The 21734-nt window shown below is 40.6% G+C and carries 21 protein-coding genes; 3 read left to right on the top strand and 18 right to left on the bottom strand.

Annotated features, from left to right (window positions below; genetic code table 11):
• Positions 1-124 precede the first annotated feature (124 nt).
• A complete protein-coding gene (locus ICN49_RS11020; protein ID WP_216168128.1) occupies positions 125-1657 on the top strand; it encodes a hypothetical protein in 1533 nt (510 codons plus the stop codon).
• A gap of 30 nt (positions 1658-1687) precedes the next feature.
• Here the strand turns inward: ICN49_RS11020 and ICN49_RS11015 are convergent, their stop codons facing one another.
• From ICN49_RS11015 to ICN49_RS10935, 17 genes are all read right to left on the bottom strand, one after another.
• Positions 1688-3178, bottom strand: a complete 1491-nt coding sequence (locus ICN49_RS11015) for a bifunctional glycosyltransferase/class I SAM-dependent methyltransferase (RefSeq protein ID WP_216168127.1) — start codon at positions 3176-3178, stop codon at positions 1688-1690.
• 94 nt (positions 3179-3272) lie between these two features.
• A complete protein-coding gene (locus ICN49_RS11010) occupies positions 3273-4538 on the bottom strand; it encodes a hypothetical protein (RefSeq protein ID WP_216168126.1) in 1266 nt (421 codons plus the stop codon).
• A gap of 236 nt (positions 4539-4774) precedes the next feature.
• Entirely contained in the window at positions 4775-6319 is a 1545-nt protein-coding gene (locus ICN49_RS11005; RefSeq protein WP_216168125.1) for a hypothetical protein, read from the bottom strand.
• The gene (locus tag ICN49_RS11000; protein WP_216168124.1) at positions 6280-7389 is read right to left on the bottom strand and encodes a hypothetical protein; all 1110 of its coding nucleotides are present in this window, start codon (positions 7387-7389) and stop codon (positions 6280-6282) included. Before ICN49_RS11000 ends, ICN49_RS11005 begins: the two co-directional genes overlap by 40 nt.
• A gap of 124 nt (positions 7390-7513) precedes the next feature.
• On the bottom strand, positions 7514-7975 hold the full coding sequence (locus ICN49_RS10995; protein ID WP_216168123.1) for a hypothetical protein: 462 nt from the start codon (positions 7973-7975) through the stop codon (positions 7514-7516).
• A gap of 56 nt (positions 7976-8031) precedes the next feature.
• Entirely contained in the window at positions 8032-9528 is a 1497-nt protein-coding gene (locus ICN49_RS10990; protein ID WP_216168122.1) for a TadE/TadG family type IV pilus assembly protein, read from the bottom strand.
• 51 nt (positions 9529-9579) lie between these two features.
• Complete coding sequence (locus ICN49_RS10985) at positions 9580-10137, bottom strand: TadE/TadG family type IV pilus assembly protein (RefSeq protein ID WP_216168121.1); 558 nt, start codon at positions 10135-10137, stop codon at positions 9580-9582.
• Entirely contained in the window at positions 10134-10784 is a 651-nt protein-coding gene (locus ICN49_RS10980) for a type II secretion system F family protein (protein ID WP_216168120.1), read from the bottom strand. The genes ICN49_RS10985 and ICN49_RS10980 overlap by 4 nt, the downstream gene beginning before the upstream one ends.
• A gap of 297 nt (positions 10785-11081) precedes the next feature.
• A complete protein-coding gene (locus ICN49_RS10975) occupies positions 11082-12056 on the bottom strand; it encodes a type II secretion system F family protein (protein ID WP_216168119.1) in 975 nt (324 codons plus the stop codon).
• Positions 12057-12061: 5 nt separating this feature from the next.
• Positions 12062-13402, bottom strand: a complete 1341-nt coding sequence (locus ICN49_RS10970; RefSeq protein WP_216168118.1) for a TadA family conjugal transfer-associated ATPase — start codon at positions 13400-13402, stop codon at positions 12062-12064.
• Between the two features lie 13 nt (positions 13403-13415).
• Entirely contained in the window at positions 13416-14585 is a 1170-nt protein-coding gene (locus ICN49_RS10965) for a CpaE/TadZ family protein (RefSeq protein ID WP_216168117.1), read from the bottom strand.
• Between the two features lie 2 nt (positions 14586-14587).
• Positions 14588-14947, bottom strand: a complete 360-nt coding sequence (locus ICN49_RS10960) for a hypothetical protein (protein ID WP_216168116.1) — start codon at positions 14945-14947, stop codon at positions 14588-14590.
• A complete protein-coding gene (locus tag ICN49_RS10955; RefSeq protein ID WP_216168115.1) occupies positions 14947-16371 on the bottom strand; it encodes a type II and III secretion system protein family protein in 1425 nt (474 codons plus the stop codon). The genes ICN49_RS10960 and ICN49_RS10955 overlap by 1 nt, the downstream gene beginning before the upstream one ends.
• Positions 16368-17129, bottom strand: a complete 762-nt coding sequence (gene cpaB, locus ICN49_RS10950; protein ID WP_216168114.1) for a Flp pilus assembly protein CpaB — start codon at positions 17127-17129, stop codon at positions 16368-16370. Before cpaB ends, ICN49_RS10955 begins: the two co-directional genes overlap by 4 nt.
• Positions 17130-17147: 18 nt before the next feature.
• Positions 17148-17597, bottom strand: a complete 450-nt coding sequence (locus tag ICN49_RS10945; RefSeq protein ID WP_216168113.1) for an A24 family peptidase — start codon at positions 17595-17597, stop codon at positions 17148-17150.
• Positions 17598-17692: 95 nt separating this feature from the next.
• A complete protein-coding gene (locus tag ICN49_RS10940; protein ID WP_216168112.1) occupies positions 17693-17854 on the bottom strand; it encodes a Flp family type IVb pilin in 162 nt (53 codons plus the stop codon).
• Between the two features lie 14 nt (positions 17855-17868).
• On the bottom strand, positions 17869-18051 hold the full coding sequence (locus ICN49_RS10935; RefSeq protein WP_216168111.1) for a Flp family type IVb pilin: 183 nt from the start codon (positions 18049-18051) through the stop codon (positions 17869-17871).
• 321 nt (positions 18052-18372) lie between these two features.
• Here ICN49_RS10935 and ICN49_RS10930 point away from each other — a divergent pair, with 321 nt between their 5' ends.
• Positions 18373-19581, top strand: a complete 1209-nt coding sequence (locus tag ICN49_RS10930; protein ID WP_216168110.1) for a M23 family metallopeptidase — start codon at positions 18373-18375, stop codon at positions 19579-19581.
• Between the two features lie 15 nt (positions 19582-19596).
• Here ICN49_RS10930 and ICN49_RS10925 read toward each other — a convergent pair whose 3' ends face one another.
• The gene (locus tag ICN49_RS10925) at positions 19597-20721 is read right to left on the bottom strand and encodes a DNA translocase FtsK 4TM domain-containing protein (protein ID WP_216168109.1); all 1125 of its coding nucleotides are present in this window, start codon (positions 20719-20721) and stop codon (positions 19597-19599) included.
• Positions 20722-21003: 282 nt separating this feature from the next.
• Between ICN49_RS10925 and ICN49_RS10920 the strand changes: the two genes are divergently transcribed.
• Positions 21004-21588 (top strand): helix-turn-helix transcriptional regulator, encoded by a 585-nt coding sequence (locus tag ICN49_RS10920; protein WP_216168108.1) that lies wholly within the window; start codon positions 21004-21006, stop codon positions 21586-21588.
• The last annotated feature ends 146 nt before the right edge of the window (positions 21589-21734 follow it).

Below are 21734 nucleotides of genomic sequence, written 5' to 3'. Positions count from 1 at the left end.
TTCAACATGCTGATATAGAAATGTATCAAAATAAAAGAGGGAATAATGAGCCATAGTAGATAAAGATTGATGTCTACCCTGATCTAAAAAGTGTTGATCTTGGTTCCTCGCTATACTTTATAGAATGAATAAAAATAATAAATTTTTAAGCCTGTCCCTCATCTTTTTGGCATTCGCTTTTTATGCAATTTTATTAAGCGCTGATTTCTACCTTCCCCATATAAATCAAGGGGTGGGGGAATTATTGGTTAGCAGGATAGATCTTTTGGGAAATTTTTCCATAGATAATAACGCTAATAACGGCGTTGGGCTTGACTACACATTTAACAGCATGCTCGAACACCTGTTAAATGGTCGATTTGATGTTTCTGCTGAATCAGTAGGAGCAGAGGGCTATCTGCATGATGGAAAACTCATTGCATATTGGGGTATCTTTTGCGCCCTCATTAGAGCTCCATTGCTTTTAATTAAAAATGGTCTACTTTTAAACGTGACCACCCTATCCTGCTTCATTGCTGTATGTATTTCAGCGGCAGTGAAATTCGAGACCTTAAACCTCATTTACTCTAACACCAGTCAATCAATCATTCGAAATTTTTTCTATTGGCTATTGGTATTAACTATTTTATTTTCAGGCGCCCAAATTTCTTTCCTGAAACCATCCCTCTATCAAGAAGTTTGTTTTTGGTCTGGGGCACTTGGCGCCATTTTTATATTTTTTGCTGTCAAAGGGATCGTTAGTGGAGACTTTTCCGTCTCATTAATGAACAAAATGGCAGTAGTTGCTGGTCTTGCTTTGTTATGCCGAGTAACGATGGGCATTGGCTTATATTTTGCTCTCATTGCCTTATTAGGATCAAATATCTTTTATCTATGGAATGACAATAAGATAACCTCTAAGCAATTAAAAGCAAGCCTTCTTACAAAAAAAATACTTGCGCCCTCTTTGCTACTTCTTGGCTTTGCAATCATGACGGGCCTCGTTAACTATTTCAGATGGGGAAATCCATTCACTTTTGTCGACTTTACTGGCTACTTAATGAATTATTATTTTCCTGATCGCCCTTTAAGGCTAGAGGCTTATGGTGTTTTTAATGCAGCACGCATTCCTTACAGTCTTCTATATTATTTTCTTCCAATATGGTCATTTAGAGATAGCGATAAAGATTTATGGTTCGGGGATGAGCATAGTCGATTATTTGACTCTCTCGAGCTACCAGCAGGATCCTTCTTTTTAACAGACCCACTCTTAATTTTATTGTTTTGCATTGCTATTTATTTTTGGGCAAAAAATAAGCAGTTATTAATCGTCAAGTCAAATATCTTTTTAATTCTCCTAGGACTCTTATCACAATGCGCTTTAGTTCTAATGGCAAGCGCCCTCAGCCATAGATATCGGATTGATTTTTACCCAGCACTAGAATTTGGCGCCTTCATTGGATACTGGTATTTATGTAAGGCAAGCCTTACAGAGCGCACACAAACTAGATTGAAATACTTCGGAATGCTACTTACAGCCATTGGCGTACTTTCCAGTTTTATTATTTTCTTTTTATACTTTTTATCAGATCCTGGCCCAGCAATTCCACTGCTTAATGATGGCATTTGGCAGTACTATCTTCAGAAAGTCTTTGAATTAAAGACACAACTGCAGTGAATGTATAAGGGATTGAAAATACCTCATACCTTATTCATTACCAGAAAAATCAATAGCTTCATTCAATAAAAAATCTAGTGATGGTCTTGGCTCAAAAATCATATACATCTGATATGAGAACATTTTTTTAGAGATCCTCATTAGAGTTGCATTAGCCATGCCCAGTACAGAGGCTACTTTACCCTCACCTACAGCTAAAGCTATTGGCGCTGGTACACCCTCTTCTTCGAGTAAATCAAATCCAGACTGGTCAAATAATTTCTTTAGGGTTGAAAATGTAAAGAGCCTGGTGTGCGTTAGATCTAATATTCCACGCTTACCATAATTAAATAACCCCATTAAAAGCATCAGCCTCACTACGATAAAGCCGATATTTCCAGTGCTAACAATGATCTTGGGCTTTGTTCGATAATCTAATTTTGCATATAGATGCTCAAGAAATAGTTCTGGATTCGGAAGATGTTCAATAACATCGAGTAATAAAATATAGTCAAAGTTATAGGCCTCTAAATGTGGCGGCCCCATACTAAGATCATGCTGTATAAATGTATTCGATTTCACTTGGGCTTCATCAGGATATTGATCTACGCTGGTGACATGACAAGATTTTTCTTTAACCAAAAGTTCGCCTACATAACCAGGACCACAACCTAAATCTAATACCCTTGAATTAGGCGCTACATCCTTTAGTGCTTTGGTATGAGGGCTTACATCATGAATTTTTAACTCGTATTGATGATGATTCCCGGCATTTGATACATCAAAATTCCTTTGGTAGAGAAGACCCAATCCTTGAATTTTATATTTAAGAACTGAAATAAATACATCTTGTGCATAGCGCAATCCATTAACGTAGCAAATCTCATCGCCATAATAGGTTGGGATAGGCAGCTCTTTAATGCGTCTTTTACTAGCAAGCAATTGAATGATGATTTCAGTATCAAAATGAAATTGATTCGAATTTAAGTCAAACGGGATTGCCTCTAGCGCTTTAACGCGATAGATGCGATATCCCGAATGGAATTCACTAAATTGAGTTTTTAGTATGTAGTTTTGGATAGAGGTAAGAATCTTGTTACCGATATATTTATAAAGTGGCATCCCCCCTTTCAGAGCCCCCCACCTCTCCATCATTCTTGAACCAAATACAGCGTCCACCTCGGGATCAAGAAACGGCAATAGCAATTGAGGCAGATATTCCGGGGGATATTGCCCATCACCATGAACTAGCGCTACAAAATCAAAGTTGTTTTTTAAAGCATACAAATAGCCTAATTTTTGATTTCCACCATAGCCTTGATTAATTGGATTTTTTAAAACTTTTACTGGAAATGGTAAAAAACTAGCATTCGAAAACTGCTTGCCAATGTCAAAAGTATTGTCTTTAGAGGCATCATCAATAATTAAAACATCAACCTCGAAGTTATCAGCAAGTGATTTTGGTATGCGTGATAACACTTGAGAAATTGTAGTTTCAGCATTGTAAGCTACGATGAAAATTAGTAATTTTTGCTTACTCATTTGGGGCCTTAAATGTATGAATGATCAACTTGACTATTTAAAATTAGCGTTTAATAAATTAGAGTGAGTAGCATTTAATTCAGATGAATGGATCCTAATAAATAGGCACTGCTCCCAGCGGAAAATAGATGAATTGGCATAGAACCACAAAACTGACAATGCATCCCAATAATGCAGCTATGATAAAAAATATTCTGTATTTCAAGAAAGAATAATCATTAGTATTTTTACTGAATAGCCAATATCCTAGGAATGCTCCAAATTCAATAAAAGGATAAAAATCAAGCCGGTATCGATTTGTTAAATAGCCAAAACTAAGCATGAGTAGACATGGGATAAGCAGCCCAGCTGAAATTGAAATAATTGTGAATACACGATGCCGATACACCACCCGACTTTTTACTGCAAAACACACAAAATATACAAATAAAAAAAGCAGCAATGGATCGGTCAAAACAAATGAGCTTATAGGAAATTCAATGGTGTCGAAAAGATCCGTCCCATGACTTAGAAAGTAAATATTTTCCGTAATATCTAAGCCCCATAAGGGGAAAAAGTAGTAAGCCAAAGCATAAGGAATCCGGAAGATATTGAAATTTCCATATTTTTCTAGGCGAGGCAAATGCCCTGGAAAAAATTTAGGATCATTCAGTATCAAATAGCGTAAATCAGCAAAAACAAAAGGATTTTCCCATCTAAAATAATTTACTACCCCCACGACGATAGTAAATCCCAGAAGAATCAATACAGGTGACAAAATCCGGATGATTGGTAATCGATTAAATTTATGATCTTCATGGACTAAACGCTTATTTGAATTAAGCATGAATTGCATAACAAGCAGTAAGGCTATTGATACATATAGACCTAAGCCCATTGTCACCCTACATAGCAAAGCAAGTCCGGCAGTGATAGCCATTTTATTTAACAACGCTACCGTATACCCGCCTTCTAGAATTCCTCTAACTGCGAAATATATGAAGATTGATGCTAGGGCGCCTGACCATAATTCCACTTCATCATAAATACATGGTCTCAAGAAACAAATTTGCGCACCTGAGAATAATATGGTCAATACCATAATCCAAAATAAAAAGTCTTTTGTTTTTGTGGGCGCACTGAAGAGGTAGACTATTTTGAGGGTTTTTAATTTAATTACTGCTGCTAAACAAACAGCGACGTAGCAAGATAATGCAGGGATATCGTATTGAAGGCCATTAGGAATCAGTAGCAAGGGCAATCTTAGAAAAGCGCAAAAGATACCCCAATAAGTAATAATCTGACCATTACGAACAAATCCTTCAAGACCAATAACTTCGGGTGATATATCAAATCGCCCTGCCAGCAAATGCTCCAACATGCTATTAAAAACAAGGTTAGACTTTGATAAATAACTATCAAAAGTTATATAGTTTTTTGGACGCAGGCTATCGTAGCCCCCATAAAATATAAAGAAAGCATAGATTAAAAATGCTAGCGCTATAAATAGTATGAAATAGAGATTCTCTTTTATAAAAAAAAATCTATCTTTTAATAATCTAAAAATAAAAATTCCCCTGAATTCTTCCGCGAGATTAAAACTAATCCTGGAAAATATTAAGTTTTACGAACATACACCAAAGCATATTCATCTTCGTATACCTTTTTCCAACCAGGTTGTGTATCAAAATAAATTAAAGCTTTATCAGTCGGGGCAAAAATTGCCCAATTGATTTTGTTCTTATCCAATAAATTCGCTATTTTTTTAAAATCAGCTGATTCGGTAATTTGATAGTAGTCGTTAACATCAGGCCCTCCATGCAAATCCGCTCGTCCATCAATAAATACAGGGATATTTTTAAAAATTAAATAGCCACCAAATATATAAGAGTTAACGACGTTCCCTGCTATCTTCTCTTGCTCCACATAGGCAATGGCATCAGTCGGAGCAATCTCAGGATTTGGCTTTATCGGATTAGCATTCTCTAAAATAATGCCCAAAAGAATACAGCTAGAACATGTAAGTAAAAGAGTCAGTTTTTTGGCGGGGGAACACAATGCCTTAAAGAAAATATCTATAGAGTGTTGTGCATTTAGCTTGTTTGGATACGCCCTCCCAAAGGGTTCAGCTATGAGAAGTGGAATTAACAAGCCAACAATGGAAATATATCGTATATGCGCCAACGATTCGTGCAAAATTCCCAGCAATAAAATGATTCTTCCTAGACTGAACTGAACCCTACCATATAGACTAAAAACGAGAAGTATCATGGTCCAAATTTCAATGCTTATCACAGCGGAGCCGGTAGCTGGAGCCCATTCAATAATTCTAGTAATGTAGGGTGAGGACATTAATGTAATTCCAAACTCCCACCCACGCCAAAAGAATGGCGTAATCAGAGAGGCAAAGATTGCCAATACGAAAAATTGGGTCCAACTTTTCAGCAAAGAGATTCTCTCGGCCCTACTGGAGCCTACGATTGCATCGATAGCGATAACAGGAGTAAGTGCCAGCCCCAGTAAAAAACTTCCGTGCAAATTCGCCCATAAAACCATTAAGGGCAACAAGAACAGTGGAGGCGAGGTTCTTTTAGAGCTTGCGTTGAGAAGGTATCCAAACCAAATAATAATAATGGGCCAAGTCATTAAATGGGGTCGAGCTAATAAATGCCCTTGAAGTGATAGATAGCAAATTGCACTAAAAAGTAATCCATAAATCGCAGGGATATACTGCAGAACATATCTCAATTGCAACGCTAAGGTGACAGCAAATAAACTGGCAGTAAGTATTTTGACCCCACTAAAGCTACCTAAGTTGTAAGCTGTAGCCCATAACACCTGAGCTAACCACTCATGATCTATCCACGTTTTACCCTCGGTATGAAATGAAAAAGGATCGATCAGGGGAACAAGGTGATGATTTAAGATCCAGTTTCCTGCGGTGATATGCATCAAACTATCAGGATCAGCCAACACCAAAGAGTTTTGATTCAATATCACCGATACGAAAGCAAGAATCCCAACAATTAAGGGCCAAGAAAAACCCAATTTCACCAATACATTTGATGGCATTGCTTGATTAGATAACGCTGTTGAGTCTGGAATCATAGAATAAAAAGAAATTAATAGCTCATAAAAATCATATGGGGGCTTAGGCAGCACTCAGGCAGTCTAAATACGAGTGAATACATAATCAATGCAATAAAAATAATTTTGATATATAGCTTGCTAAAAATAGCCGTAGTGGAGCGAGCACCACCCTCTCTTGAAATTTCACTATTAGTAGACGCACTAAGCACAAAGCTGAATAAAAGTAAGCTATTAGTAAGAAAAGAAAGCCAACGCCCCCAATCAGCAGCGATGAAGAACATGGTCGCAATACACAACCCAGCCAAGATTAATGTTTTAAAGAATGCAGTTGCCCTAAACTGGTTAGCTTGAGACAAAACATAAAAGATGAACCCCAGAACAAGAACGTTTCCCACTATATAAATTGGCCAATAAATATAGGCTCCCGTAGCAAAAACTCCGTACAAAGTTAAGAAATGTTGCGTTAAGCCCCAACTTAGAGAAGCTATTGGTCCAAAAAATGAGTATGGCGCGGCTGGAGAAAGTATCTGACGATCGCTTAGACTTAATGAATCCCAGATTTGCGTAGCAAGGAAATAATCGCCCTTATGCAAGCTTAAATAAATAAATAATAAAGGGATTAGGACAACATAAGCTCCAAATAAAAAGCCGCTTACGCTCTTTTTAGGCTCAGTTTTCAGGGCGGTCCAAAGTAGTATGACTGTGATGGGATAACCCATGAACAGATAGCCCTCATGTACAAAGGTACAAAAAATACCCCCAACCAGCGCAACCAGAAGCAAAAGAATATGGTTATTACTTTGATTCTTACTTTTCTTCCTTAGCGTTAAAAGGTAGATTAAGCACAGGATTCCAAACAGCATCAGGAACAGTATTTCTTTGCGCGTAAAGAATTGGGCAGTCATCCCCATTTGAAAAATACCGCCAGGAACTAAGATGGAAAGAAGAAAAATGGGTAAATTCTGAATTTTTGCAAGCCGATACAAAGCAATAAATAGGATGAAATAGCAGAAATACAGCATTAAGGTCATCCGATTGATTAGCGAAATTAAATTGCTACCAGAACCTATCCAATACAAAAGTTGGCCTGCTAAACCACGACGTACAAAGCCACCCTCATAATTAATGAGCCACTCAGCCAATTGCCAAGAGCCAAACTTTAATTGGGTAGAGTCGCCCGTCATCCAGATCAGCAGCGGAATGGTTGCTAGCTCCATAGCCACAAGGATGAGCATGAAAAAAAAGATGTTGAGGTAACGGCGCATATTAATAGAAAACTCTGGCCGGATAGCGATGGTGATAATAGGTACAACTGAACTTACCAGCACCCTTTATCAACATTTGATCTAATACCCTACTCTCAGTCCATAGCAGCTCACCGGATTTTTTATTTAAAACAGCCGATCTATTCCATTTCTGATCTTGATTACGCTCTCGACCACATTCACCAAGTTGAAATTGAAGAGTCTCAGGGCTATCCTCACATGTCTGAAAGACGCCAGTAAAGGGTTTAGAAGTGTATTGAGTAACCATGTTTCCAAGTCGCTCGATGAGCATCGTTTCATGCCCTGAGTATTCTCGAACCTCTCCAGTCGTATTAAGACTGGCTTGCTGAATCGTACTTCCCGTACAGACCCAATACTCTGGCAAGTGATTGTCATTACAACCACTTGCAAGAATGCAGACCCCAAGCATCAATAGATGCCGAAATGATTTCATCCGGCGCATAAATTAATCTATTGCATTTTCATATAGATCAAGAATAAGAACCAAGGCATCCTTATTTACCGATCATTTGGAACGAGCACGGGTAGTGTGGCACCACTGTAATTCAAGGCCCATGGTGTACTCCATGAACCACCAGGCGCTTGAGAGCTACCATTATGAAAACGTCCTGTTAGGTAGGGGTAAATATTGTCCGAAGTGTGGTAAGAAGCTACTGCACCAAAGCTAGCAGTTTGAGATGGGGATATTCCATAGGTACAAAACCCATAGGAGCATGAGCCCAAACTTTGTATAGTTGTTCCCGTCGAGATACCAGGGCCTACGATTAATTGATTTACGCTGAACTTGAAGGTATTACCAACCACCGTTAATGTTGATCCAGATACAAAGCCATTTGTTGAATATAGGACGGTTGCCGCTCCATAATCGCAGTCATCAGTATCTTTATAGTGCCCTGTATTGCCATCAATAGAAATACTCTTTTGAGCGCTACAAACCGAAGTAACGTCCCAATTAGCAAAGGCAACTACATGGCGATTGCTATCGGTATCACTCTTAGTATCTACAATCGGGACCCAGCAACTAGTGCCTGCACTGACGTTATTAAACCATTTACCATCTTGATTCCCCTTGTAGTACTTTTTAGTGGAATCATAAGATGCTGTGGGTGGTGTAGTGACCAGATTGATGCTATCTCCAGCATTACAGGTGGCAGCATTTTTATTATTCGCATCCAGTCCATTACTATCGCTAGACCAATTATTGGCCCTAGGTGTACTAGATTTAAAAGAAGTAAACCAAGAGGTGCTTTTACAATATTGATAATTGTTTCCACAGGAGTCTCTATCCGAAGATCCAGAACCTTCATCACCATGCCCTGCACCCCATTTATAGTCATTGCTTGTATTAGGCGAAAATGTTTTGGTGGCAAAGAAGTGATCAGAATTATGCCTCCAGGAAGGTGAGGCGGGATTAGTTGTCCAGTCCCAAGTACCATCTTCATACATACACTGAGAAATTGCTATAGGGCATAGATTTCCTGGGGAAACTGAACTCGTAATACCAGTAATAGCGGTAGCTGTCTTGCATACACTGAAGGTAGGCTTACCAACTAAGCCGCCCAACGCAGTGCTAATATTTGCGCAAACTGTTACCTGCACTGCTGATGCGCAGGTACTTCCAGTTGGGCAACCGCTAGCCAAAGGAATAATACCCGTTGTTGCGGTTTTTGAAACATCATAAAGCCCTGCTGACCATGACTGTAACGATAGGCTTTGGACCCCGCCATTACTACTTCCAACACTACTCAGATAATTAGTCAGCGCAGTTGTGGAGGGTGTGCCTGCAGCGAGAGCCTGATAGTTTGTGGGTGACACGGCCCATAAAGCCATAGAGTCTGCAGTATTTTGGAGTCCTCGAGACTTCGCGTAGACGTTACTGCCATCCATTGCGAGTGCGCCAAAGGCTACGAATAAGGGAACCAACAGGACAGCAAACATCCAAACGATTCCAGATTCGTCCTTCAGAAAAGCATCAAGTTTTTTTATGGTTTTCATAGCAATTCACCTCTTCAATATCATCTGGCTTAGATCAATTTCTTTTGCCATTTACTGACAGGTCATTTTTGACGTTGCTGAAATGGCCTGATTAAAAACACCCCAACTGCCCGCTCCACCACCAATGCCGTTAAAAGTAAATGAAAGTGTCACCACTACAATCGTGCCAGTGGAAGCACCGCTATAAGCAGACGTAGGACAAGGCAATGAAGATCCAATACCACTTCCCGAATAAGCTGTCCCCGCAGACTCAACACCGGTTGTAGAGAGAGTATCCGGAGTAATCACTACACCAACCTGTGGACTTGAGCCAGCATAGTTAATCAACTGACTACCAGCATTACAGCCAGTCGTACCATTAGCTGTTGTACCCAAAAAAGAGCATGCAGAATTAATAATTTCTTGAACAGATGCTCTTGGCGTAGTGTACAGAGAGCCAACACGCGCAGCCTCCATCGCAGCATTTGTTAGGAGATTTAGATTGTAAAAATAAGTAGAGGCTTGGATGACAGAAAAAGCGAGCAAAATAATAACGGGTAAGATTAATGCAGCCTCAACCGCAACAACACCCCGGTCGTTCGCGAAAAAAGAGGTGTTGAAAAAACTCATTTCAAACTACCCATAGCCATAAATGCAACGGGCGCAGTTAGTACAACAAAAAGAGCTGGGAAAATACATAAAATCAATGGTAGCGACATCTTCACAGGCACTTTAGCTGCCTGAGCTTGAGCTGCCATTTTTCTCTTCACCCTCAGGTCTTCCGAGAAGATCGATAATGCTTCAGTCACGCTAGTTCCAAAACGATCAGCTTGAAGAATCATCGAAACCAGCGCCTTTACCTCTTCTAAGTCCGTGCGAATAGCAAAGTTGCGAAGGGCCGCTTCTCTTGAGCTTCCAGCGCGCAATTCTGTCGCAAGCAAAGTAAATTCAGTAGCCATTGCTTTGCTCATAACCTGTATTTCCTTACCTACCCTGGTAATAGCGGCGTCTAGACCCATGCCAGCAGAAATACATACCCTAATTAAATCAACAGTAGTAGGAAATGCATCAAATAACTCCTGCTTTCGTGACTTCATGCGAAATGAAATAAAGCCATCGGGCAAGTAGTAACCACCAGCGCAGAGTAATATAGAGATCAATGCAGTTTGGATCACTGAAATTCTTGCTGGATTGCCAATTGAAAAAATAAATACCATAATCAAATAAGCAATCGGAATAGCTAAAGCAATAAAAGTCTTCAGGCCAAAAAATCGCATCAGAATTGAATTCTGTCGATACCCTGCCGTTATAAATTTTTTCTTAATTTTTTCAAGATCATGATTTTTCTTGGGCAATGAGTATTGAATTAAAGGTTCGATTAATCGAGTGTATAAAAATTTAAAAAAATCAATGTCATCTGTGTTGGTATATGAGCTATTTTGAGCAAAACTACTCAGCCTTTTACTAAGCTTGCTACTGTCATATTTCCAAATGAAATAAAAGCAGGCTGAAAAAGAAAATATAAATATTAGAGAGAGAATAAGGGCTAGAGAGAGAGTGGACATGATGATGTTCTAAATTTGAATATTCGTCATATTCTTCATCCACAGCAGCCCAAAGGCCATAATGCCTAAGGTAGAAAAAATTACAGTTGATCCCATCTCACTACTCATCAGGGGATCATAGTAATTGGGTGCAAAAACTAAAATGAGCATTAAAACAAGTACGGGGAGTGCCCCCAATACGGTTGCTGAAGCTTTACCTTCAGCAGCCAATGCCTTGACCGAAAGTTTTGAAGCCAATCTTGCTCGCATCATGCTGGAAACTTCCCCCAGCAATTCAGATAAATTTCCCCCAACCTCACGATTGATTGAGACCGCAACAGCAAAAAAGCGAATATCTTCTGTATCAATGCGTTTAATCAAGTTATTCATAGCATCACGGATAGAGACGCCCAGATTTAATTGATCAAACGTCATTTTGAACTCAGAACCAATGGGTTCTGGAGACTCTAAAGCAGCTGTTTGTATTGCACTATTGAAAGAATGCCCCGCGTTTAAAGATCGCGCGATGTACTCCAAGATATCAGGAAGTTGATTTTGTATAAGAGTTTGTCGCTTCGAATTTTGTATTTTCAAAATTACAAATGGAATAGATGCAAAAACAATTCCACAGAAGAATGCCTTTAGATAGGAGCCAGTGACACCGACTGTTAAAGCAAAAATAGTAAAGAATATGCCCAGTAAGAACATCAAGAATTGATGGAGATTACACTTTAATCCTGCGCGCAATATCAGAATATCAACAAAATGAAATGGGGGGTATTTCTTTAAGAAATGATCGATTTCTTCATTCTTACTAAACACCCTTTGCTTAAATATGGATGCTGAGGTTGGCTGAATGATGCTTCGCTCAACAAGTACGTTCAGTCTAGACTCAATTCGTTTGGCTCTCAAACCAAACTTCCCCACTACAAAACGATAAAAAGCATAGCCCAGTAAAGCGATGAAGCTAATTAAAAATAGTAGGTAGATGGATAAAATTAACATCTTGCTTAGGGCTTAAACAGATGGTCCGCTAGAGGCGCTCCATGGGCAGCTAATTTCTCTGCAATTCGCGGCCTTATTCCAGTAGGCGTATGTTTGCCGACAACTGCACCATCCATACCGACACCACTTTGTTCATAGGTAAAAATATCTTGCATGGTGATGACGTCCCCTTCCATGCCGACAATTTCACTAATGCTGGTTATTTTTCTCTTTCCATCACTTAAGCGTGAGACGTGAACCACAATTGAAATTGCTGAAGCTATTTGCTGACGTAATGATTTTTGGACCACTGATACCCCTGCCATGCCGACCATATTCTCCAAACGTATGACGGCCTCACGTGCAGAGTTAGCATGCACAGTAGTCAGAGATCCTTCGTGACCCGTATTCATCGCCTGGAGCATATCCAATACTTCTACACCCCTAATCTCCCCAATCACAATTCGATCTGGACGCATCCGCAAGGAGTTGCGCACCAATATACGCTGAGTAACTTCCCCCATACCTTCAACGTTTGCTTGGCGCGTTTCAAGACGAACTACGTGTGGCTGCTGTAAGCGTAACTCTGCAGCATCTTCAATCGTAATAATTCGTTCATTATCCGGAATGTAGCCAGACAAGATGTTGAGCAAAGTGGTTTTTCCACTACCAGTACCACCCGCGATTAAGATATTTGTCTTGACCTTAACCAAAGCCGATAGCACTACGGCCATCTGCTCGTTAAGTGAACCATGGCGAATCAAATCGGCCATCGTAAATGGCACTTCTGAGAAGCGCCGAATAGACATAGATGGACCATCAAGTGCCAGCGGTGGAATAATCGCGTTAACGCGTGAGCCATCTGGAAGTCTTGCATCTACCATTGGGCTGGACTCATCAATCCGGCGCCCTATCCTTGAAACAATCTTCTGAATAATTTTCAGCAAATGATCATTGCTATCAAAGACTACAGGAGACTTTTCAAGTCGTCCACGACGCTCAACATAGATGTTAAAAGCACCATTAATTAAAATGTCTGAAATCGATGGATCAGCGAGTAATATTTCGAGAGGACCAAGACCAATCACTTCATTTTGAATCTCTGAGACCAGTCTTGATAAATCTGCCGCAGTAACCACTAAATTGTTACGTAGAACTAAATTCTTAACGCCGTCCTTTAATTGCTCTTTAAGCTCGTCACCCGACATCTTTTCCATTGCATCAAGGTCAATTTCCTCTAACAATTTTGAATGGATAAAGCTTTTAATCGAGATTACATTTGCTTTTGAGACAGCAGAAACTCTACTGGTATTTTTATATTCAAATACCTGCTTAGATTGATCATCCAATAACTCTCTAATTGACATTGATCGATCCGCCTTATTTACCTAGAAGGGTTTTAATCCATGAAGTTTTGACCTGTGCTTGGGTCTGTCTACCCGTGATATCTGCTGCTATAGCCCTCAGCGCATCAGATATAGGACTCTTAAAAGCTATTTTGGTGATCGGCAACCCTAAATTCACCGATTCAACCCCATTTTTAAAGTCATTTGGAATGGTAGTGCTGATTTTTTTCTGAATAGAATCCTCAACCTTGGCGATTGATAAAACACCCACTTCATCCATTCGATTGAGCACAACCCTAACTTTATTAGGCTCATAATCTAGGCGATTAAACAAATGCAGCACATTAGTTACCGCTCTTAGGTAAGTCATAATCGGCTGCGTAATAACAAAAATGGTGGTAGCCCTGTCTAACGCTTTAATGGTGATGCCATCTAAGATATGGGGAGAATCAATAATGACAAAATCAAATTCCTTGAGTGCAATAGCAATCAAATTGTCGATATGTGATGCTTGCAATCCAGCACTTTTTTCAGGACTATCAGGGGCTTGCAGTAAAAAATAGTTTGGTTCAATTTCGATTGATCCGGTAAGTAGCATCATTTGATCTAAGTCAGAATGTTTTGCCAACTCTGCAACTGAGCTGCTAGAAGTATTATTGGTGAGATAGAATGCCGCATCTCCACCCTGCATATGCAAATCAATGAGTAAAACTCTTTGGTTATATTCAGTTGCCAAAATATAACCAATATTGCTCGACAGGAAAGTAGCTCCTGCCCCACCTTTTGAGGATAAAAATGCCAATACTTGACCTTCTGTTTTTGGCCGTGAAGCGCCATGTTTAAAGCGAATTCTATCTACTGCCTGCTTTAATTCCGCTGGATTGAGCGGCAAATTAATAACGTCATTCACTCCTGCACGCATTAACGCAAGCAACTCATCATTAGTGGATGTTTCGGAGATATAAATAATTGCCGGCCAAGGAGGTGAGCTTGTTAGGCTAGCAATAGTGCGAAGGTCTTCTGGCACCAATTTAGATGCGTTCACAATAATTAAGTCGACTGAAGCTATATCCACTCGATCCACACGCAATCCTTGCGCAGTTCGGTCTAACTCGATGACTTGATCTAACCCAGAAAATACAGATTGAATCTCCGCTTTGTCTTCTGAAGACTTTGTGATGTCAGATATTAATATAATTTTCATGTTCAAAAGCCAGTGGTGCCACCAGAGGTTGTGCCAGAGCTACCCGTGGAACCAGTGGACCCACCAGATGAAGAGCCCCCAGTACCAACAGGTAAAGGTGGCAGCGTTGGAAGGACAAAAGATTTCTGGTAGTTATCGACACTCGATTTTGCGGCAACGCCATCCATTCCCGGCTTAACCGATGAAGGAGGTCGTCCATCTGGATAAACCGATTGTGAGCGAATAGCTGCCCTAACGGAAGCGCCCTCGTCCTCACTGGGATACCACTGCTGGTTCATCGGGGCACATCCAGCAGTCACTAAAAGAATAGAGACCATACTAAGACTTCGCATTCCCAATACAGATAAATGAGTAGCTCGCATTATTTAGCCTCTTGATTTGTGGAAGTTGGTGATGGCTTGCTGCCCTCCATCTTTCCATTTAAGAAGAATTCATTAAAGCTAGGCTGCACATATGAGTCAGTTGGCGTTGCAGGCTTATTAGCCAGAGGCTTCACAATATGTGGAGTGACCAAAATAATTAACTCGCTTCGGGAGGCGTTAAAAGAGCTACTGCGAAATAAGGCACCGATAATCGGCAATGAAGCTAGCCATGGAAACGCTGCAATAGATTCTTGAACGTTATTACTAATTAAACCGCCAATGGCAAACGTTTGGCCATCCTCTAACTGAACTGTTGTAGAGGCATTTCGACTTTTGATTTGTGGAACAACCTGCGTCTGACCGTTTGCTGTAATCGCAAAACCGTTAGGACTGACGTCTGAGACTTGTGGCGCAACTCTCAAATTGATTTTTCCACCGCCAAGCACTGTTGGCGTAAAACGAACTCCGATACCATATTGAACTGCTTGCAGGGTAATAACAGTTCCACCGTTTGTTCCGCCTGATTGTGGAACGGGCAAGTAGATTGTGCCTCCTGATAGGAAGTTACCTTCTTGGCCGCTAATCGCCATGATATTTGGTTCAGCTAAAATCTTAACGAGACCATTTGTTTCGTTAGCCTGCAAAAATAAACTTGCTGCGCCAGCACCCGCTCCAACAGCAGCGAACCCGGTAGGAACCAATGATGACGCTGAAGGGGTGCCTCCAAGAATGTTGTAACTAAAATTGGTGCCTCCCACAGCGATGCCAAGAGCGTCAGCAACCGTTTTATCTATTTCAGCAATTTTCACTTCCAACAATACTTGTGGCAAATCTTCAGTTGAGAGCATATTGAGGACTTTTCTACCGGTTGCCTCTTCAGAAATTCGCACGGCTTTCTGAACCGTTTCTGCATCTTTGGCTTTACCGCTCAAAACAATCGATTCGCCAGCCGGGGTAATTTGAATCGAATTGCCCGGAGATAGCAATTGCTTAAATAAACCTTGCAAGTAATTGGTATCACCACCAACAAAGACATCAAATGTAGTGGTTCCACCGTCTCGATACCATGCAGTTAAATTAGTGCTGCCTGATTTTTTTCCTAATAACTGCACATCAGTCGCTGTAGCAGTTAGAACATCGGCAATCGCAGGATTGGCAATGGAGATACGTGTTACAGGCGCTCTAAAAGTATAAGTAAATGTTTTACCTACTGTAAGAGGTACGCTAGAACGCAGTTCATTAGGGGCTGGCGCAGACATTGGAGCCGGCATCTCTGAGTTCACTTTAACTTCTTGAGCGCTCACATAGCTAAATGGAGTACTAATACTCAAAAATCCCAGAGTTAAATAGACAACGGTAATTTTCTTGAATATTGTTCTAATAGAGACATCAAGCGGCACCGAGAAAAAAGGAAATATTTTCATTGACGCTGAACTCCACTCTGCCCATCGGCAGTCATAGAGCCGCGAATAACCTCAACAGCGGCTTGGCCAGGCACATCTAGATTACCTCTATTCGAAGTGGGCGATACAGAACTTGTTTTCTGGTCAGCAATATTACGTAAGACTAGAGTTAAGGTGCCCAATGTTCTAGCTACGTCAAGTTGCTGAACTTCTTGAGGTGAAACCTGAAGGGTTGCCGAATTTCCTATTTTTGGACTACCATCCTCGGTGCGCAATTGAGAGATGGCTAATACCTTGGCATGTTGCACGATAATTTTAGAATATGGCTGCCCATAGGCATCTTTACCACTTAACATCACATCAACATAGCTTCCGGGAGAGGCAAACCCACCAACACCTGATACCTCATTAATCGCAATAGTAAATGCCCGCTGTCCTACCGGGATATCAGATGCCAAATTACCCCCAAGGGAATTGGCAAATAATTTTGACTCTACGATAACGTCACCAGGATTGATATGGTCTTTGACGGTACGATTGATAATAGACCCTACATCAATCAATACTCCTGCAGGCATTTTTTCTTGAGGAATGGTAATTTGCTTAATATCGGTTGCAGTAATTTTTTTTCCGGGGGCCATGCCCTCAATGGCAACGCTAACGACAATAGTTTTATCACCCGAGGAATTTGACCCCAATAGGATGGCGCTAAAAATAACCACAAGGACTGCTACCAATGCAGCTCCAACAATTGCAACGAGTAGACGCCTGTCCTTCATTCCGCTTTATTCCAAATATTACTGCATCAAAAAAACTAAATAACCAGTGAAAATCGCTAATACATAAGGAAAGTTTCCTTTGACCAGCAAAGACTCAAAAGGAGACCTGCCAAAGTGCTTTGATGCTTTATTTAACCCGTATACACAAGCGATAATGAAACCTCCTGCTATTGACGTGTACAAAGCCACCATGATCGTATTTGCCGGCCCGATACACATTCCGATAACACAAAAAAGCTTCGCATCGCCTGCCCCCATATATTTCAACAGGTAGGGAGGTAAAAAAATCAACAGCGCTACCACTATGCCCAGCAAACCAAATACAAGACCACCGCTGGGATTGATGACTAAGGCAAGCAATAAACTGCTACACAATCCAACCCCAACAAGCCAATTAGGCACTCGTCGGTATTTCAAATCAAAATACAAAGCCACAGCAACAACTACAAAAGCAATGGTTAACTGCATGTAAGCGTTTAAACCCTTGCTGATAATTCAGCCGGGCAAGGCCTCACAAAACAATTGCAGTATTAGTTTGGCTAAATTAGCCATGTACTAATCAGTTAAACCGAAGTAGCAATTGCTGAAAACTTGCTGCTAAGACTCGTGCCTAGGGCGGTTACACCCACGATGATGACTAGCGCAATTAAAGCAGCAATCAATGCATACTCAATTGCGGTTGCACCATCCTCGCTGGCGGTAAAATTTTTAAAAAATTTCCGCATTTAGGTTAATAGACTTAGACTGAGGTAGCTATGCTGACAAATTTGGAATTTAAGCTGCTACCCAAAGCTGTTACACCAACAATAATGACCAAAGCAACCAAGGCCGCTATCAGAGCATATTCAATCGCGGTAATGCCTTCATCGCGACACAAAAAACGGGTAAATAGTTGATGGGCTTTCAATTTGAGTGCGTTCATAAAATTCTCCTGTGAATAGAATGGTGAGATAAAAAAATTTAACGATTAATTAATGCTTGTAGTCACTATAAATAGGATTAGTGGCAAATCAATGTTCTTACGCAACAAATCCTTAATTAGGCTTAAGACTCCTTTTATATTCAAATTAATCTCCCCTAATTTTTAGTACTTAAGTACTTAATTCATAGTTTGAATCAATTTTTTCTATCGCCTCAGGGCAAAATAATTAAGAATAGAAGCAATAGATATAACGCGATTAGTTTCTTTATCCCGCTCAAGTAGTACATATGCTAAATAATGGACAAAATAAGGCAAATTCGAATGTCTCACCCACTCTCTCGATACCTGCCTCCCAATTTCACAAGTAAAGTGGATGCATTGTTAGCGAATCTAAAAGTATCTTTTGGGTCAAAGCTAACAATGGTGCGGGCGACTTTGAACAAAGCATTGACGATCAACCAATATAAGATCAAAGCTGGCTATTGCGCAGCTATTGCTGTAGGCAGTAGCTGTGTTAGCGCTTTTCTCGTCTTCACCCTATTCACGACTAGCAACTCTGAGCCACAGCCCATTCAAGAAGTCCAAACGATTGCTAAGAGGCCAGAGAAAGTAGCTAAGCTTAAATCTTACGAAAAGGCCCTCAAAAAAACGGCTGAGCCAACACTTGCTGAGCTACAAAACAAATTACAGCAGATGAGTGCTAATTTGGAGTTGCTTAGCCAAACTAAGAATCAATTTGCTGATCTAGCAACCCCAAAAAACATGCAGGCAGGCAATGGTCCATCCGTTGATAGCTATGACAATGCCTATGCCAAGGTCGTAGCTAAAGCGCCCATATCCGCCCCCAGCTTCAATTCAAGCGGTAACCCGATAAATGATTTGAGTAAAACAATTTCAGTTGCAAGCTTTATGAATGAGCGCATCGTCTCAATGAAATCTTCTTGGGCCCAAGACTTAGACCTTCTCAAAAAATATCCTACCGGGGTGCCAGTGCCCAATGGTGTTGGCCTAACCAGTAATTATGGCCCGCGGGTAGATCCTTTTACCAAGAAGGTAGGCATTCATAATGGCATCGACTTTGCTGCAAGAGAAGGAACACCAGTATTAGCTACTGGGGATGGCGTTGTTACTAAATCCCAAATAGATACTGTCAATGGAAAATTCATTGAGATTGAGCATGTTTCTGGCTACAAATCGATGTATGGCCACCTCAGTAAACTGCTAGTCCAAGCAGGAGACAAAGTCAATCGCGGACAAAATATTGGTGAAGTTGGCACCACTGGTCGCTCAACCAATCCACATCTGCACTATGAGTTGACTTTTAAAGGGGTGCCAATAAACCCTATCGATGCCTTGATGCAAAATGCCCTACCATCACCCCAGATTGCCGGACAACAACTGCAAATGCGAAATTCAAATTCAGGCTATGAAGACTTTAATTTAGCCAACCTCAATGGGGGCAATACTCCAGCAGCACCCCTCATTAATGATGTCACCACAAAGACAAAAGTAATCAATATCTCTCAGTAGTAAAAAAATTATATTTTAGGGTTGGCGTGAGCTCAGTAAATCAAGGAGCTCATCCTCATTCATTGGCTTACCAAATAAAAATCCTTGAGCCTTTGAACACCCCATCTTTACCAACTCCCTGAATTGGCCATTACTTTCTACACCCTCCGCAATACAGGAAATATTAAGGCTATTAGCCATAGAAATGACTGAATTAACCAAGGCAGCATCCATTGGGTTTCCATCGTCAATCATCTTGATGAATTGCGAATCTATTTTGACAAAATCGAATGAAAATTTCTTGATATTAAGCAGCGATGCATGCCCCGTTCCAAATTCATCGGCTTCCATTTTGGTGGTGTAAGACACTACATCTGCTGCCATCACGGCAGCTAAACGCCTTTTAATAAGGGGTTCGGGCTGTTGTAAAACGGGACTTTTAGCGGATGCGGCCTCCCTTTTGATAATTGAAGGCTCGTTTTTGAGTGTGGACTTAAGGCTTGTTACCTTTTTGGACTTCTCTCTATATATCGCTTCTGGAACAAGGTTCACTTGGTTACGAGTATTAGCCGCCATGAATGTAATGGGCGTAATCTTCAATAAGAGCATCACTCCAATTACAAAAGCAAAGAAGATGGCTAGTAGCATTCCCCAATACCCAAGTCCGCCCTCTAAGTTAGTCAACAGCAAATCCCCCATAACTCCCCCAGGACCCTCCGGTAGCAGACTTGAGCTACTCAGAAGCAATTTTTCTAGCGCGCAACTTGATCCCACTGTGAGAAAGAAGCCGATAACAGTAATGATGGGGTGGCGAAAAAATCCATCATGACCACCAGTGGCTCGGTCAAAGAATTTATAGTGCCGAATTCCCGCTGATAATCCAGCGATGACGCACCAGTAGGCAGAAAACCCAAATAAAAATAAGAGAATATCCGCCAAATAGGCGCCAACAGGTCCAACTACATTATTGAGGGGTAGAGACTGCTGCTTTGGTGAAAAGCGATCAACCAGCACGGTATTGGACCAAGCTGGATCAAGCTTAGAGTAACTTCCCAGCATCAAAAATAGGAGGAAAGAGCCTCCAATTAATAAAAACCAGCCCAATTCAATCAATAATTTGGGGGGTTTACGCTGGTTACCGTTACCTTTCGCAATGCTCACTTAGTTGCTCATATACCAAATAACCCCAAAAGAGTGATATTAGTCCCCAAAATTAATCAAAAGTACTATTAAATATGGGATATAAACCTAGACAAGGATATTAAATTGGATAAGTCCCAGTATTCATCGGCTAGCAGAGCGAAACCATAGGGTTTTTAGGGCTTTAAATAATCACCCACCAAAGCGAGTCATAAAATTATTCTCATTATTAGCGCGAACGAACTGTTTTACTTCTTTCTATCTCGGCAGTTGAAGGAGATGGGTGTAAATCATATCGACTATATGACTTCGGAGATTTTTGAAACAACCCATCTTCAGAAGAAGACCGTGGAGGCAGAAACAGTACTAATTGAGTTTGACAACAATAAACCAGACCTCATCAAACACTTAACAACTGTTCATAATAAAAATGTACTGGTAATGCATAAAAAAAATGAACGTCATCTGGTCTCGGGTTGGATTCAGTTGGGTATCAAAGGCAACTATGAAGACAGCGGGAATCCTGACTCTCTATACAACGCCTTGATGGAAGTTCAGAAGGGTAAATTCTGGATTAGTCGCCGCGATTCCGAGGAATTTTTTCAGAATGCAGGAACTAAGTTAGCAGAGTTAAAGCAATCCATGAAAGTCAACTTTGAGGTCAATAAACTCTCTAAAAAGGAACTCAAAGTTCTTCGCGAAATTGGTAACTCACAAGGTAAACCTCTAAAGGAAGTTGCAGAGGCTTTATTTATCAGTGAATACACTCTACGCAATCATCTGACCTCGATCTATAAGCTCCTCAAACTCGCTAACCGTATTGAGCTATATATTTTTTACCAAAAGCATGAGGCGTTAATTATGGAGTTATACCCTACTGAAGCCTAAGGGTTCCTCATATCCTGGCAGATCCTCTAGTCTTACTGTATCAATTAAATGAGCAGGCATATATTTTTTAGCAAAATCTATGTAAATATCATTCCACACAAAAATATTGAATAGATCCGGATCTATATGTCCATTTAACTTCATCT

The organism is Polynucleobacter finlandensis, assembly GCF_018881755.1.
Classification (GTDB): domain Bacteria; phylum Pseudomonadota; class Gammaproteobacteria; order Burkholderiales; family Burkholderiaceae; genus Polynucleobacter; species Polynucleobacter finlandensis.
The sequence above is the reverse complement of the archived record's forward strand: the minus strand, read 5'-3'. Positions and strand labels throughout refer to the sequence as shown.